Source organism: Mucilaginibacter sp. OK283, assembly GCF_900110415.1.
GTDB lineage: Bacteria > Bacteroidota > Bacteroidia > Sphingobacteriales > Sphingobacteriaceae > Mucilaginibacter.
This window is the reverse complement of the sequence record NZ_FODR01000001.1, coordinates 1,082,273-1,099,013: the sequence shown is the minus strand read 5'-3', so window position 1 is coordinate 1,099,013 and position 16,741 is coordinate 1,082,273. Positions and strand designations below refer to the sequence as shown.

The 16,741-nt window shown below is 43.6% G+C and carries 9 protein-coding genes; 1 reads left to right on the top strand and 8 read right to left on the bottom strand.

Annotated features, from left to right (window positions below; all coding sequences use genetic code 11):
- Nucleotides 1-192: 192 nt before the first annotated feature.
- From groL to BMX56_RS04665, 7 genes are all read right to left on the bottom strand, one after another.
- Nucleotides 193-1,827: a chaperonin GroEL gene (groL, locus tag BMX56_RS04695; RefSeq protein ID WP_090641444.1), complete on the bottom strand. Its 1,635-nt coding sequence runs from the start codon at nt 1,825-1,827 to the stop codon at nt 193-195.
- A gap of 159 nt (nt 1,828-1,986) precedes the next feature.
- Nucleotides 1,987-2,262 (bottom strand): co-chaperone GroES, encoded by a 276-nt coding sequence (gene groES, locus BMX56_RS04690; RefSeq protein ID WP_090641441.1) that lies wholly within the window; start codon nt 2,260-2,262, stop codon nt 1,987-1,989.
- A gap of 240 nt (nt 2,263-2,502) precedes the next feature.
- Entirely contained in the window at nt 2,503-2,847 is a 345-nt protein-coding gene (secG, locus tag BMX56_RS04685) for a preprotein translocase subunit SecG (RefSeq protein WP_090641438.1), read from the bottom strand.
- A gap of 14 nt (nt 2,848-2,861) precedes the next feature.
- Nucleotides 2,862-4,352 carry a hypothetical protein gene (locus BMX56_RS04680; protein WP_090641435.1) on the bottom strand — a complete coding sequence of 497 codons (1,491 nt, stop codon included), beginning with the start codon at nt 4,350-4,352 and terminating at the stop codon, nt 2,862-2,864.
- 21 nt (nt 4,353-4,373) lie between these two features.
- Entirely contained in the window at nt 4,374-4,889 is a 516-nt protein-coding gene (locus tag BMX56_RS04675) for an LptE family protein (RefSeq protein ID WP_090641433.1), read from the bottom strand.
- Nucleotides 4,890-4,892: 3 nt separating this feature from the next.
- Complete coding sequence (locus BMX56_RS04670; protein ID WP_090641430.1) at nt 4,893-6,143, bottom strand: sigma-54 interaction domain-containing protein; 1,251 nt, start codon at nt 6,141-6,143, stop codon at nt 4,893-4,895.
- A 102-nt stretch (nt 6,144-6,245) separates the two neighbouring features.
- Nucleotides 6,246-7,760 (bottom strand): MiaB/RimO family radical SAM methylthiotransferase, encoded by a 1,515-nt coding sequence (locus BMX56_RS04665; protein WP_090641427.1) that lies wholly within the window; start codon nt 7,758-7,760, stop codon nt 6,246-6,248.
- Between the two features lie 154 nt (nt 7,761-7,914).
- Here BMX56_RS04665 and BMX56_RS04660 point away from each other — a divergent pair, with 154 nt between their 5' ends.
- Nucleotides 7,915-9,720, top strand: a complete 1,806-nt coding sequence (locus tag BMX56_RS04660) for a hypothetical protein (protein WP_090641425.1) — start codon at nt 7,915-7,917, stop codon at nt 9,718-9,720.
- Nucleotides 9,721-9,810: 90 nt separating this feature from the next.
- On the opposite strand, the gene sprA is transcribed toward BMX56_RS04660, so the two are convergent.
- Nucleotides 9,811-16,716, bottom strand: coding sequence for a T9SS outer membrane translocon Sov/SprA (gene sprA, locus BMX56_RS04655; RefSeq protein WP_090641721.1), 6,906 nt, complete (start codon nt 16,714-16,716; stop codon nt 9,811-9,813).
- Nucleotides 16,717-16,741 lie beyond the last annotated feature (25 nt).

The window sequence follows — 16,741 nt, the reverse complement described above, 5'->3', positions numbered from 1 at the left end:
TTGTTACGCAAAAATACAGGTTAGCTGTTAAGATAATTTTAAAAACTAATCAAATGATTAATTAATGACCATCCGTTTACGTTCAAATGACTATAGTCACCCTATGAAAAAACGAAACCCTGTATACAAAAGCATACAGGGTTTCAAATAGTATATATTTTCAGACACCCCCTTCAGGGGGCCGGGGGGCTATTACATCATGCCGCCCATGCCACCGCCGCCCATTGGTGGGCCACCGGCAGGAGCATCTTCAGGATCATCAGCCAATACAACTTCTGTTGTTAACAACATAGCTGCGATAGAAGCTGCGTTCTCTAAAGCTACACGGCCAACTTTAGTTGGGTCGATAACGCCTGCTGCAATCAGGTTTTCGTATTTATCGGTACGGGCATTGTAACCAAAATCACCTGTACCTTCTTTAACTTTTTGTACTACGATTGAACCTTCGATACCAGCGTTCTGGCAAATCTGACGTAAAGGCTCTTCGATAGCGCGACGGATGATCTGGATACCAGTGTTCTCGTCTTCGTTATCACCTTTCAAATCAGCTAAAGCAGCTACCGCACGGATGAAGGCAACGCCACCACCAGCAACAATACCTTCTTCAACAGCAGCACGTGTTGCGTGTAAAGCATCGTCAACACGATCTTTTTTCTCTTTCATTTCAACTTCTGTAGCAGCACCTACGTAAAGTACAGCAACACCGCCAGATAATTTGGCTAAACGCTCCTGTAATTTTTCGCGGTCGTAATCAGATGTAGTTGATTCGATTTGAGATTTGATCTGGCCAACACGACCTTTGATCTCATCGGCAGAACCGGCACCATTGATGATGGTTGTGTTATCTTTGTCGATAATGATTTTCTCGGCAGTACCTAAGTAAGTCAGGTCAGCATTTTCTAATTTGTAACCTCTTTCTTCCGAGATCAAAGTACCACCAGTAAGGATAGCAATATCCTCTAACATAGCTTTACGACGATCGCCAAAGCCAGGAGCTTTAACAGCAGCAACTTTCAGCGAACCACGAATTTTGTTAACTACCAAAGTAGCCAATGCTTCGCCATCAAGATCTTCGGCAATGATCAATAATGGTTTACCTGTTTGTACTTGTTTTTCAAGGATGGGAAGCAATTCTTTCATCGACGAGATCTTTTTATCGTAGATCAGGATGTAAGGATTTTCTAACTCCACTTCCATTTTATCAGCATTGGTAACAAAGTAAGGAGAAAGGTAACCACGATCAAACTGCATACCTTCTACAGTTTTAACTTCAGTTTCAGTTCCTTTTGCTTCTTCAACAGTGATAACACCATCTTTACCAACTTTAGCCATAGCTTCGGCAATTAACGAACCGATGATCTCGTCGTTATTTGCAGAAATTGCAGCAACTTGTTTTATTTTGTTATTGTCTTCGCCTACAGTTTGTGATTGAGCTTTTAAATCCTCAACAACAGCTGCAACAGCTTTATCAATACCACGTTTTAAATCCATTGGGTTTGCACCGGCAGCCACGTTTTTAATACCTGCGGTTACAATAGCTTGTGCTAAAACGGTAGCAGTAGTAGTACCATCACCTGCAATATCAGCAGTTTTTGATGCAACTTCTTTAACCATTTGGGCACCCATGTTTTCTAAAGCATCTTTCAGTTCGATTTCTTTAGCAACAGTAACACCATCTTTGGTGATTGATGGTGAGCCGAATTTTTTATCAATAATTACGTTTCTGCCTTTAGGGCCTAATGTTACTTTAACCGCATTAGCTAAAATATCAACACCGCGTTTTAAGGCGTCGCGTGCTTCAACATTGTATTTAACTTGTTTTGCCATTTTTTTAGTTATTGAATTATTGAGTTAGTGAATTAGTGATTTAATTTTCACGCTCAATAATTGTTTTTCCGTTTTGTTTTTTGATTATTCCAGTGATTTTTTGTTGATCAGCAAGTCGGGCATTCACTAACTCACTAATTCAATAATTCACTAATTAATTTACAATACCGCGTAAACGTCAGATTCGCGCATAATTAAATACTCTTTTCCTTCGTAGGTAATTTCGGTACCGGCATATTTACCATATAAAACCTGGTCACCAACTTTTACTGTTAAAGGCTCATCTACTTTACCGTTACCTACTGCAACGATAGTTCCACGCTGAGGTTTTTCTTTAGCGGTATCAGGGATAATGATTCCCGAGGCGGTTTTCTCTTCGGCCGCTGCGGCCTCTACAACCACTCTGTCGCCGATTGGTTTAATGTTTAATGACATAGTTATAACTGTTTATTTATTTAAGTTTTTCAAACACCAAATCCTCATCAATTATGCCAAGGGCCGGCAATGGCAAATATTGACATACTTAACTGTTGTAATGGCAGCAAAAACGTTTTTTTACTTTTTACCCTTAACAGTATTTTAACCTGCCCGTGCCATCGTGTCAGTTAAGCTGGGCACAAAAAAACGGCTTTGGATTGTTCCAAAGCCGTTTTTTACTATTTACTAAGCGTAAGCTTATTTCGTTTTATTTGGAGTTTGTGTTGCAGGCAGATTCAACGGCTGTGATACGGGCGCGGTTGATGAAGGTTTTGAAGCTTTATCAATCTGGTTTTGCAAAGGGTTTACGGTACTTGCCGAACCACCTTTGGCTACCACGTTAATGGCTAACGCCAATACCATTACGGTAATTGCCAATACCCAGGTGCCTTTTTCTAAAAAGTCACCTGTTTTTTGAACGCCCATCAACTGCGATGAACTTGAAAAATTAGATGACAAACCGCCGCCTTTAGGGTTTTGGATCAATACGATTAGCCCTAACAGAGCGCATACAATAACGGTAAGGATAATTAAAATGTACATTTCTTTATTTTATATTAATTCGTTTTCTTTTCTAATTGTTCAATTTGGTGGGCAAAGTAACGGCTTTTTTCCGGGAATTTCAACATCAATTTTTTATAAGTAGCAATCGCTTTGTGATATAGCATCTGATCGGCGTATATCTGCGCCAGGGTTTCGCTTACCAACTCATTTTTATCTTCCGAACTTTTTTTGGCCTTATTCTCATTATCTATTTTGTTTATTGATGGCGGCCTTATTTGTGGTTCTTCTTTGATAAACTTTTCAATAATAATATCTTCCTTGCGCTTTACCTCAGGAGCATCTGGTATTGGGGCGTTTTCCAGGTCCAGAAGCGATTTGTCGTGAAATATATTTTCAAAATATTGCTGTTGCAATTCGTCGGCAGCGTGCTCCTTTTTCTCTTCGGCAGTTATCCCTTGCGTCGCCTGCTGTTGTACCGGAGACAAATATGGCTGATAGGTTGATGCGTACTCCTTACGTGTTTTATCAAGCCACCACATAAAGGTATAAGGCATCTTTTCATCATGATACTTTGATACAGTTTCGGCTTCGTGGGCATTATCAACTCCTGTGGTAACTAAAGGAAGCGCCCTTGTAGCAACCGAAGCAGGGTTATCAGCTCCTTTTTGATCAGCTATCGAATTATCAAACATAAAATAATCGGTGGAGGCAATGCTCCCAATAATCCATTTTTCTGTTTCAAAATTAATATCTGCCGGGTTTTTCCTGGGTTCTGCAACGGCCTGCCCACCCATGTCAGGCTCTTCGGCGGTAACTGGCGCTTGTTCGGTTGCAGCATCGTTTTTAACTTCTTGCCCGGGTTTTATATCTGATGAGCTGCCATCAAAACTAATGTTTTCAATGCCTACAATTTCGTCAAAAATCTCATCTTCGATATCTTCCTCGTTTTTTTCGTCGGCTACCTCTGGCTTTACAACAACAGGCGGCGCATCTTCTGCAACAAACACCGGTACTTCAGCATCTGTTTGATCATTTGCTGCTGATAACTCTTCCACAGCAGGCCCTGCTCCGGGTTCTTCCAACTCTTGAGTTATCGCATCAGCTTCATTATTTGTTACAGATTCGGGCGAGAGCGTCTCTGTTAATATTTCAAATTGGTCTTCCGATCCATTAAGGCCTTCCGGCTCCCCGGTTACTTCGGTTGCCGTACCTATGTTAAAATAGTTTTCGCTTTCACGGGCGGGTGGTGTATAAACAGGCGCCGCCCCATTTTTAAAACCGGCAATTTGCCCGGCAGAAACTACAGGCAGGTTCTCAGGATCGTTAATAAGTTTGTGCAGCAACCTGGGGCTAAAGTAGGCGGCGGCGTGTTTTAGGTCGCTTCCGTTACCTGCATGGGCAAGCATGGCCCTTAATATGCCACTTTGCGGAAATTCATCAACCAACTGCTGCAAATCATAGTTATGCAACTGGCCATTATCGGCCGGATTGGCCAATAACTCCCATAATATCTCGTTTTGCCTGTTATTTAAATATTGATCCACGTGGTTGAAAGTACGAAATGCCTACCAATTAGAAAAGGCCCTGTTAAAAATATCTTCGGTTATTTGCTTTGTAATTTCCTGGATGAGCTTTTGTTCTTGCGAATTTATATCTCCCCTGTAGTTAGCAAACCGGGTCATACTTTCCTCAAAGTTAAGATTTTTATCCTTTTTATCCTTCTCGTAAACGCATTTCACCCTTACCGTAATACTTAATTTATTGGCATCGGCAATTGGAGCCGTATTGTTATTAGTAGCCTCGATAGATACCGGCGCAATCTGGTAGCCAATAATGGCACCAGACATGATCACATCGCCCTCGTTCCTCACAATACTTAAACGGCTTTGGGTACGAATCCTGTCTTTTAATGCCTCCGTAAAAGTTTGGCTCAAGTTATTTACCACCAGCGGCGCGTTGTTTTCAAAAAACTGGATGTTGATGGTTTTTACCTCAAGGGGTATGGCAGAGTTTTTAAGTGTATAGCACGATGAAAGTAAACCCAAACTTAAAACAATAATTGCTCCGTATAACCTTTTCATCAACTATAAATTTAACTCTTTAATTTTTCTGTACAATGTACGCTCAGATATGCCCAGCTCATTGGCGGCGAGTTTACGTTTTCCTTTGTGCTTTTTTAAAGCTTTACGGATCAGGTCTGATTCTTTTTCAATCAGCGATAGTGACTCTTCTACCTCCTCGGCTTCGTGGGTTATGTTATACGCATCGTTGCCGCCTAAATTGCTGTTATTATTTGTATTAACGGGTTGCTGCAAAGTAAATTGTCCTTCGGGGCTACCCGGAATTTCAATATCGCGGTACAGCTGGTTAAGCGTTTGCGAGTGACTGGCGTAATTGGCTGATACACCGCCATGCTCAATAATATCGGCCACCAGCTTTTTCAGTTCAACCATATCGCGTTTCATATCAAACAACACCTTATACAATATATCCCGTTCCGAAAAATCTTCTTTACCCGGGTTACCTACACGCATAGGCAAATTGCGGCCATTAGCCTCTTGTGGGATATATGTTAACAAGGTTGGCCCCGTAATAATGCGGTCCCGCTCCAATACAGCTAACTGCTCGGCCATGTTTTTAAGCTGCCTTACATTACCCGGCCAGCTGTAGTTAATTAATACCTGTTGCGCCTCTTCATCAAGCTGAATTGGCGGCGTACGGTATTTATCAGTAAAATCGGATGTGAATTTCCTGAACAACAGGTAAATATCCTCTTTCCTATCGCGTAAAGGCGGTATTTTTAAGGGTACTGTATTTAAACGATAGTACAGATCTTCCCTAAATTTGCCACTTTTTACAGCATCGTAAACATCAACATTTGTAGCAGCTATAACGCGCACGTTGGTTTTCTCTACCTTTGACGACCCCACTTTAATATACTGGCCAGATTCAAGCACCCTAAGCAAACGTGCCTGGGTGCCTAATGGCATCTCGGCAATTTCGTCCAAAAATATGGTACCACCATTTACGGTTTCAAAGTAACCCTTACGTTCACCAACAGCACCGGTATAGGAACCTTTTTCGTGGCCGAACAATTCCGAATCGATAGTTCCCTCAGGTATAGCGCCACAGTTCACCGCTATGAAAGGCCCATGCTTACGTGGGCTCATCTGGTGTATGATGTGCGAAAACACTTCTTTACCGCTCCCGCTTTCGCCGGTAATCAGCACCGAAATATCTGTAGGCGCCACCTGGTTGGCTATATTTATGGCCCGGTTAAGCAATGGCGAATTGCCAATGATACCGAAGCGTTGTTTTATTTCTTGTATTTCCATGCCCCCTACCCCCCCTAAAGGGGGAACTAAAGTGTATTATTTTATTTAATTAATTACCCCAAAACATATTCCGCCCAATCAGCCGCAGGACGTAACTCCCCTTCAGGGGGTTTGGGGGATAACCTGCCCGATCAACGTAGCCGTAGTAGTCCGTTCAATCAAAACGTTCACGTATTGGCCGGGCTTATAATTATCGGCTACCGGGAAAATCACCATGGCGTTTTGATCGCTGCGGCCGCAATAATCGTTTTTTGATTTTTTGGAGAAGCCCTCTATAAGCACTTTTTCTATCTTACCAATGCGTGCCTGTGCACGGTAGTAAGAGTACTCCTGTTGCTTAGCTACTATCTCTGTTAATCGTTTTTGTTTTACTTCCTCGGGAATATCATCGGCATAGCGTTTTGCGGCCAATGTTCCGGGGCGCTCGCTATACTTAAACATGTAGGCAAAATCGTATTTCACGTAATCCATCATACTTACTGTATCGGCATGCTCCTCGTCGGTTTCGGTACAAAAACCGGTTATTACATCTGTAGAAATTGCACAATCACCAATAATCCGGCGAATAGCATCAATCCTGTTAATATACCAATCGCGGTCGTAAGTACGGTTCATCAAATCAAGGATGCGGGTATTGCCCGATTGTACCGGCAGGTGTATGTAGTTACAAATATTATCGTATTTGGCAATAGTGTATAAAACCTCGTCGGTAATATCCTTCGGATGCGAGGTTGAAAAACGCACGCGCAAATCTGGATTAATGAGCGCCACCATCTCTAAAAGATTGGCGAAGTTGGTAACGGGCGCATCAGCCACTCCCAAATTTGGCCCGGTAGAAGAAACCTTTTGATCAGTTTGCGCTTCCAACTCAGAACTCAGAACTCCCGACTCAGAACTCTTTTTCCACTTATACGAATCCACATTCTGCCCCAACAAAGTAACCTCGCGGTATCCTTTATCAAACAGATCGGTACATTCTGCAACTATTGATTGCGGGTCGCGACTGCGTTCGCGGCCACGGGTAAACGGAACCACGCAAAACGAACACATGTTATCGCAGCCACGCATAATAGATACAAAGGCGTTAATGCCGTTGCTGTTTAAACGTACCGGGCTTATATCTGCATAAGTTTCCTCACGGGATAGCAATACGTTAACAGCTTTTTGGCCGCTGTCAACCTGGTCTATCAGGTTAGGCAGGTCGCGGTATGCATCGGGACCAACAACTACGTCAACCAGTTTTTCCTCTTCTAAAAATTTCGATTTCAGGCGTTCAGCCATACAGCCCAACACGCCTACCACCAGGCCGGGATTTTTTACCTTGGTAATGGCAAACTCCTTTAAGCGGTTACGCACGCGTGTTTCGGCATTTTCGCGGATAGAACAGGTGTTTATAAATATAACATCGGCCATGTTATGATCGCCGGTGGTTTCGAAACCTTGTTCAGCTAATATGGATGCAACAATTTCGCTGTCGCTAAAATTCATTGCGCAGCCATAACTTTCAATATAAAGTTTACGGCCGTTATTTTTACCCGTCACCGGTTGCTCCAAAACCAAAGCCTCGCCTTGCCTACTCTCATCATGTACCTTATCCGGAAGAACCAAATCCATCATTCCATTAAAAATTAGTTTGCAAAAATACACAAAATTTAAATACGCGAATGACATATTGTCAGCATTTAACAAAATCAAAAAAATATTGTTATATTTCTGATTCTATACGTATAAGCGTACCAGTAACACCATAAAAGTAAACGGATATTTATAAATGAAGCTGAATTTCTTAAGGCACAAATGGCAAAAAATAGCATTTAGCTTTGTATTGGTACCGGTACTCATTGTTTTTATAATAGCCCTTATACTTAACCACTACCTGGCCCCCATTTTGGCCACGCAGGTGCGTGAGGCTGTTTTAACCGGCAGCGATAGCCTGTACCACGCCGACTTTACCAAAGCCGAGCTGCATTTATTAGAAGGAAAAGTTACCATATATAATATCAGTCTTATACCGGATACTGTGGTGTACAACCGCAAAAAACAGCAGCACATAGCGCCAAATAACCTGGTGACCCTGCATGTAAAAAAACTAATTTTAAAACATATTCACCCCTTTAGTTATTATTTCAGGCATAAGTTAAATATCAGCCAAATTATTTTGAACGAGCCCGAGTTGAATGTTAGCTACACGCTTAACCATACACAGGATACCGTTTTAAAGGATTACCAGACAACCTGGCAAAAAGTTTCCAAAGCCCTACGCTCCATAAGCGTAGGCCAGATTTACTTTAACGATGTGAAATTTAAGTATGAGGATTACTCGGGCCATAAGGTGGTTATATCTACTCTTAAAGAGATGAACCTAAGCGCTACCGACCTCCTGATCGACTCGGCGACCCAGACTGACAAATCGCGGCTGTTGTACTGCAAGGATATTGTTATGGAGCTTAATAATTATAGCGGCAAAACCGACAATGGGTTGTACGATTATAAAATAAATTACCTTAGGCTATCAACCATGTACTCCAGGCTCAACATTAGGGGCCTGCAATTGCAGGCCGCAAAAAACGACCTGTTTTTTAACAAAAGCCAAAGCGACAGCTTTACCCTGGGGGTTGATTCATTACAACTCAACAACTTCGATTTTTTGAATTACCATAAATACCGGCGCCTTAAAGCATCAAGCCTTGACCTTGCCGATGGCGACTTAAGGGTGTTTGGCAACCCCAACAAAAGTAAGCGGGTGACGGCAGATCAAGTATCCACCTTCCCCAATGTGTTGGTACGTAACACAGATACCGACCTGACAATAGATACTATCCGGTTAAAACACATCGAGGTATCATATTCGGAATTTAATGCAGAGACGAAAAAAACGGGATCGGTAGAATTTAATAACACCAGCGGCGAGTTTCATAATGTTACTACAAACAAGGTAGCAATTGCCAAAAACAACATTACTGATGTCCGCCTTAGCAGCTATTTCATGAACCGTGGGCGACTGGACGTGCAGTTCCTGTTTAATTTAACCGATGCTGATGGCTCATTCAACTATAACGGATCGTTGGGCAATATGGTGGCCAACAAGCTTAACCAGGCAACTGTGCCGCTGGCCATGCTCAAAATAACATCGGGCAATATCAACCAATTTAATTTTGATATCCACGCCAACCGCAAGGCTTTTAAAGGCCGGATAGCATTGTTATATAACGATTTAAAAGTATCCATCCTGGAAGCCGACACCGCCAACAACCGCTTAAAAAAGCAACAGCTGATATCCATATTTGCCAACCTGTTTGTTATAAAACGCAATAACCCGGATGTTGCAGGCAAAGCGCCCCGATTTTCGGATGTTAATTATTTGCGGCCAAAAGACTCGCCGTTTTTTAAAACCGTTTGGCGCACGTTATTACAGGGCATAAAAGAATGCGCCGGTCTGGATGAAAAATCACAGCAAGCTGCGATGGGGCGCCTAACGGAACACAAAAAAAACAAGCAGGAAAGATTAGTAAGGAAAGCCGAGCGTAAAAAACGGAGGGCCGATAAAAAGGCGGCAAAGGAAATCAATTCGATTTGAAAATTTGAAGATTTGAGAATTTGAAAAATAAAGGGGTTGACAATGCATTTTCAAACCTTCAAATTCTCAAATTTTCAAATCAGTTTTAATTTATTGCAATAATAATTTCAGGTTGATGCCAAAATTGGTAAACGCGGTATTAAACGTTTGCGAGGTGTATGGCCGGGTGATGTTTGAATCGTAAAACAGGTTGAGGTTAAAACGCTGGTTTATCACATAATCGATGGATGGCCTTACGGTAATGTTTTGCGCGCCGGACGAAATTTCTGCTGCTTCTACATCGGCACGGTAAATGAGCGTTTTGTTGTCGCGCAGCGAGAAATCGAGTTTAAAGTTAACATCCTTAGGGCTGCCTCCCGGAAGCAATCCGAATGGGAAGTGGAAATTTTTGGTATGATAGCCGAAACCAAAAACAATAATTCTTTCGTTCTGCTGCGCCAGCTGGCTATTGAGCAGGCTCAGGCTCAGTGTACGGCTCTGCCTGAACTCAACGTTGGCCGTCATACTATTTTTAAACCTCGCGCTAGCGCCCAGTAAAGGCACAAACTGCTCAAATATGGTAACCTGCGAAAACTGGTAAAGCGGTAAAAAATCATTATTTAAATCGCGCGCGCTACTTGCGCCGGCCGCCTCGCGGTATTGCAACAGCGTAGTAAAACCATTTACGTTGTACGACGACCTGTAACCGTGGCTCAGATCGAAGGAGTCGAAAACATCGGCAAAGAAAGGGATTTTGGCCAGGCCGCTGTACCTGATATCCCAGTTGGGGATAGGTATTTTAGGAAATTGTGATGTGCTGGCCTTCGCTGCCTTTTTGCCGGTATAGGCAGCCAAAAACGCAGGCACCAGCACGTTTTGCGAATTTTGTCCATATCCGTCCCTAAAACCGGCCGAATCTATCAGTTGTGTTGAATTAGGGTTTTGGGCGGCCAATCTTTGCGATATAATGGTACGGTTGGCCAACAACTGCTGAAACAGTGGCGATTTGTTATCAATACCCGTGGTTTTTTTGAACGCCGTACCTATAGTTAAATACGAGATACTATAATTACCCGTGGTAACCGGGCTTAATGATTCAATACTGTTGGTTGCGGCCAGGTATTTAAAGTTTGATTGGTAGTTATGATCCTGTGTTTTAAAAGCGATAAGGTCAATCTTGAGGCCTTTAAATGGTTCAATAACGCCCCTGAAATGCATATCCTCATTAAGCGATGTGGTATACAATTGATTTTGCAGGGTATCGGTAGTTATCCACCCGTTGGCTACAGCTTTGGCGCGTATATCGGTTTGGCTGCCCAATAAAAACCCGATACCCGGCGCGTTATAATCGGCATTTTGGCCAAAAATTCCTGATTGCGGTAGGTAGCCCGGCAAATATGTGCCTTGTTTACGCGAGTAAGTGGCACTTACATTTTTAACACTGGTAAGCAGCCCTATTAATACTTTACCCAACCCTCCCGGCGAATTTGGGTTAGCAGCCTTGCGGATGAACGGGAACTTATTATACAGCGATACCATATTTAAAGTAGGGTTAACCTGTATCTCACGCAGGTTGCTGATGCTGTTGCCCACATCATATGATGGATCATTGATGGCAAACAAGGGCTGGGTTTGCCAGTTAAAGTGCGTGCTGTACCGGGTAGTTACCGACGTCCAATCCAGTCCCGGTATCTTGTTGATAGGCAGGGTATAGTTTATATTGATGGTGTGGTTGTAGTTGGTAGTGCGGCCCAGCTTTTTAAGGTTATCCCAAAGGGTATCGCGCTTTAATCCATTAATGCGCCCCGCCGGCTCATCAACTACCGATAGGTTGGTGGCATCAATATCTAACGATAAGGATTTTGATAAATTCCAGCCTATTCCGTAAACCCTGGTAATGTTAAAATACTTATTAAATGTAGTGGTAGGTACAGGGATAAAATTGTTAGGGTCGTTATCCCGCAAGGTATTTTCCGAATAAAAACGATCAAAGTTAATACTGAAGTTTAACCTTGATGGCAGTATACTAAAGTTAAAGTCGCGAGCCAGCGCCAATAAATTGCTTTTGATGATTTTGGCAAATGGATTATAATATTTGGGCGCATTGGTAAAGTTATAAGCAAGGGTTAGATGATAAGTTTTCTCCAAATCACTTTGGGTGGTAAAATCATGATGGGTAAATTGTGTAAACGCATAGCTGGCGCTCAGGTTCTCAATGTCCCAAACATGGTTTTTAGCTGTAGGGTCAAGCTTTGTTTTATGTACATTGGTAAAGTTGAAGCTCTTCCTGAAAGTATAATCAACCGCAGCGTTCCTTATCGAGTCACGTTCTTTAGTGCTGGTGGCTGCGGCAAGCGATTGCTTCAATTCAATATCGGGTGACCCCGGATCATATTGAGGCATACTTTTTTGCGATGATAAATTGATATAGGCTGGAATGCTGATCCCGCTTTTAGCCGGAAAAAACTTACCTAACTCGGCAGTGGCCGATATATCGTAAACCTGGTTATCACTCTGGCTCCTGTCGTTCAACCGCGAGTCCAGCGTTCCAAAACCTATGCTTGTTTTACTGCCCGATACGGTAACATCGGCAAAATCGGCCAGTTTGGTATCCAGTCTGGCAGTGGCGGCCCAGCCGCCACGCTGATCAAAATCAGTTAAGCGCAGTTCATCAAACCAAACCGTACCTGTTTTATCCAGCCCATCATCTGTACCGGTTGCCTGGCTGCCTTTTAAAGGGTTACGCACACCAATCATGATGGTACGCAGGCGGCTTAAGTCGGGCTGGCCTTTTATATACACAGTTTGGGTGCCTTCGGTATATTTAAATACCTGGTTAAAGGCTATGTTGCTGTGGTTGCGGGCAAGCTTTGCACGGGTAAGCAAGCCAAGCTCCAGGTCGATGGCATTAGCGTCGGGCCATATAGCATCAGGACTGCTGGTGCCCGGCTGCGTAATTTTTAATGGCACTTCGTATTCGTAATAGTTATCCTGGTAATCAACGCCAAGGCGTAAAAACGCGTTCAGGTCATCATCTTTCAGTAACTCGCCTTCAGCGTGCACAAACATTTGTACGCGTTTGTATTTGCGCAAATCGTTATAAAATGTCCGGAAAGCCGCCCTTGAATAACCATCGCGCAGGCTTTTTACATTTAATGATAACGATTGCTCGTTCAGCTTGGTATTTGTTTGTAGGTTATTATAATTACGCTGCCGCTGAATACCCGGCGGTACCACGTAAGGGATTGGCGTACGGTTACCATTCTCCTCGATATTCACTGCCTGCACATCGAGTGTCGAGTTATCTAAAGGAGGGTTGCTGATCGATGGATCGGCAATAACATTAAGCGGATTTCTCTCGATATTAAAAGCCCGCCATTCGCCGCGCACCAATTCTAATGTCGCGAAGCGGAGGATGGCGGTATCGGCAAAATTGGTCATGAACATCCGCATAAAACGAATGGCTTTAAAATCGCCAATATTACCCACCTTGCTTTGGTAATCCGTAATCGGAATCCTGAACTGGTACCAGTTTACTGATTGTGTTGTACCATCGGGCAGCTTAACATTGGCCGTTACCTTATCGCTGATGTTGTTTTGCCCAACAACCATATCGCCAGGGCGGATAGATACTTTGTACTGAAAGTACGAATCTTCCTGGCTCATGTTATTATCGCGGTTAATATCCTCGCCGTCGGGTAACGAGGTTGATGCCGAATTTTGAATACCCAGTTCCGCTTGCGATTGTTGCGATGTTTTGGAGTTGCCATCGGTACCGTTGTACTTGCTATAACGGTCAAGAATACCTAACCTTGCCTGGTCAAGTGCCGATCCCTGGTAGTATTGATAATCGTCTGATGACGGGTCATTAGCAAAATTGGTGGCCGCCTGCCCGCTCAGTTGCCCTTTAACCTGGGTAACTACCGACGCAAATTTCTTCTGCTCGTCGGCATCATTCAACCCATCCAGGCCCACATCCTGCAAACGGCGCGCATCGGGGTTATTGTCAAAAGCGTTAATAACCGGCTGTAGTTTAGATACCCTACCCCAGTTAGTTTCGTCAACCTGGGTAACATCGCCGTTCACGGGCAAACTGTTCTCCAGGCTTTTACGGCCATCTTTCAATATATCTTCAGATACGCTGCCTAAGTTAAAATACAAGTCGCCGCCTGCCGAGTTGGGTTTGTAAATAAAGGGATCGAGCACCCAAAACTCAATGTATGATACGTTTAACGATTCAAAATCATTGGTTTCCAGTTTCCTGAACATACCGCCCCAGCGTGTTTTTGGATTTTGCAAAGTACCATCAGGATTAAAGCCTGTAGTAGTATAGTTGTACGGACCGCGCACATTGGGATAAAATGCCATATTCAGAGTAGCCAGGGTTAATGGCTGCCCGGTGCTCGACTGCTTGTAAGGGAATACTTCCTGCTCCAGGACCTGCCTTGCGTAATGATTGGATAAGTCCGCCCTGGATATGGCGATGTTATTTGAATTGGTGTAAAATATAGGGTCGATATTATAAAATGCCAGGCGGGCGCGGTTGTAACCATAGCTCAGGTCGTCAAACCGGCTGGCTTCAGGGAACAATTGCGGCGTACCCGAAATTTGCCAGGCATTGGCGCTTTTTATATCGATGACGGATTGGCTGTTTTCAAAATCATCCAGGTATGATGTACCGTTTTTTGAGCCTGCAAAATTTAACGCCCCGGGGCTACCGGGCAATAACTGTGCAAACTCGCCCGAAAAGGTAACCGATGATGGCGCCTTGGTGTGGATCAGCGGTATTTTATCAACCAGGCGGGTAAGCATCCGCGAATCTGAACTGTAGTTAACATCAAAACCCCATATGGTGTTGGAGATTGACTCCTCGCCTGCTGTTTCATTTTGAGTAATAGGCTGCTCGGTAAGGTGCATCAGCGTACCGCCCAAATTCAGTTTATCGTTCACATGGTAATCAAACCTCGATCCGTATAATGACTTTTGCTGAACCCCAAACAACTCATTATTCTCCAGCTTTACGCTGATGGTTTGGCCCGACGACAGCAAGGCCTGATTCAAGATCCTGATCCGGCCGGAGTTGTAATCAACCGTATAATCTGTGCCCTCAGTCAATTTAAGCTGGCCAGCAGTTACTGTTACTGAACCCTGTGGAATATTCACGGCATTCAGCTGGTATTCTGATCCGCCGGTTGAAGTGTAAGTACCTTTAATGACATAGCGGTTTAAGGCCGGAAAATATTGCTGTGCTATAGTTTTCGTAGAATCGTACAACTGCTGGTATACGTAACGCTTGGTAAGGTCCGTTTCGCCGGCGTTAAATTTGGCAGCCAGATCGGACCCAAAAGGTTCAATGGTTGGAAACGAGATGCGGCCGTTTTGCGAGTCGATGGTAACGCCTTCCAAAAAGTCGAAATACCCGTCAGGTTGTTTAGCGCTTTGCTGATCAAGATTATCAAGCCCTGCAACCTGCAGCCACAATTTGCCTTTAAGGTTGGCCCCCTCCTCCATCACCGTTTTTTCGATCCCCGATTTATCGTCCAGGCGGGTCACCGTCAATTTAAAATTTGTTGGAGCAATCTGGAACGCGCCCAGCGAGTAGATGTTTTTCATCATCAGATCCCAGGATGGCAAATTGGTTTTCAGCAGTTCGTTTTTTAGCAATTTTACAAATAACACTTTAGGCGTATTGGGATCAACCGCCACATCGCTGCTAAATTCACCCACCTGGTACTGTACACCGTTGATAGTGTATTGATAGGCAACCGCCAAAACCTCGTCGTTATTTAAAGGATAATTGAGAGAGATGTAGCCCAATTGCGGGTGCAGTGTATATTCTTTATCGGTAAGCTTGCGGGCGTAAGTTAGCTTAGCATAGTTATCTGTATTACCTGTTGATTGAAAATAACTGGCTACGGCGTTTGAGTTGGTATGTCTTGCATCCGCTGGTAAATTATTTAATAAAGAATTGGATTGCTGTGCAAAGCCGGGGCCCTTAAAACCGGCGGGCAAACCGCTAAAGCCGGCCCCGCCTTGTATCTTTGATGTATTATATGGTTTATTTTCGCCCAGGTCAAGGAAAGCTAATATATCCCTTGAATCGGTGGTTACATTGGTTCGGTTAGTTGTCCAAACCTCAATTTTTGTAATGTTAATATTTGAACTAATGATCGGGATATTGGCCAGCGCCTTGTTATAATTATTGCGAAAATACTGTGATAAAAAAAAGTGCTTATTGGCCTCGTAATCCGCAGGGGTTAGCCTGAACTCGCCTTGTTGGGAGCCATTGGTTATAGTAATGGTTTTTGACTGTGACCGTTGTTGCGATAAAATACTGGTGATATCCAACCTTCCAAATTTCAATTTGGTTTTTACGCCAAAAAGCGCCTGGCTGCCGGTTATCAGTGTGGTAGGCAGCGGCATACTCACGGTACCTGCTTCTATCTTTTGGATGATTTCGTCGGGCGAGCCGGTGTAATCCAGCTTTACCTGGTTTTCAAACTGAAACTGCGCATCGGTATTGTAATTGGTGGTAATTTTTAATTTATCGCCTATATTACCGGTTACGTTTAGTTGAATTTTCTGATCGAAATTAAAATTGAACTGCTTGCGCTGGCGGGTGTTAAATAACGGATTTTCATTTTTGTTTACCTGCCCGGCCAATATCATCTCGGCTGATCCCTGCGGACGGATATCGATATTCTGGCTACCGAAAATTTGCTCAAAAGTGCGGCTTCTTACTTTGATGATAGGAATAAAGCCCGGCTGCTGCGAGTCATAGGCATAGTTATCTGCCAGTTGCTTGTAGTAATTACGCTGCTTTGATTTATCTGTAAGCTTTAAATACTGCGCAAAAGTGAGGTACTGCGGCGGGCGGTAGAGCAGGTTACCCACACGTTCGTACAAAATATAGCGGTTTGTGGCGGCGTCATATTCAACTGTACGCACAAGCCCCGGAGGATCGGAACTAAAAATACCTTCCCTGACCCTAACATTTTTGGGTTGGGCTAAGTCCATTGGTGCGCTTTTTTGAGTCGTATCG

Excerpts from the sequence above, each read along its gene's own strand:
- BMX56_RS04675 (WP_090641433.1), bottom strand. The coding sequence starts at position 4,889 with ATGAAAAGGTTATACGGAGCAATTATTGTTTTAAGTTTGGGTTTACTT.
- BMX56_RS04665 (WP_090641427.1), bottom strand. The coding sequence starts at position 7,760 with ATGATGGATTTGGTTCTTCCGGATAAGGTACATGATGAGAGTAGGCAA.
- secG (WP_090641438.1), bottom strand. The coding sequence starts at position 2,847 with ATGTACATTTTAATTATCCTTACCGTTATTGTATGCGCTCTGTTAGGG.
- BMX56_RS04670 (WP_090641430.1), bottom strand. The coding sequence starts at position 6,143 with ATGGAAATACAAGAAATAAAACAACGCTTCGGTATCATTGGCAATTCG.
- groES (WP_090641441.1), bottom strand. The coding sequence starts at position 2,262 with ATGTCATTAAACATTAAACCAATCGGCGACAGAGTGGTTGTAGAGGCC.
- sprA (WP_090641721.1), bottom strand. The coding sequence starts at position 16,716 with ATGGACTTAGCCCAACCCAAAAATGTTAGGGTCAGGGAAGGTATTTTT.
- groL (WP_090641444.1), bottom strand. The coding sequence starts at position 1,827 with ATGGCAAAACAAGTTAAATACAATGTTGAAGCACGCGACGCCTTAAAA.
- BMX56_RS04660 (WP_090641425.1), top strand. The coding sequence starts at position 7,915 with ATGAAGCTGAATTTCTTAAGGCACAAATGGCAAAAAATAGCATTTAGC.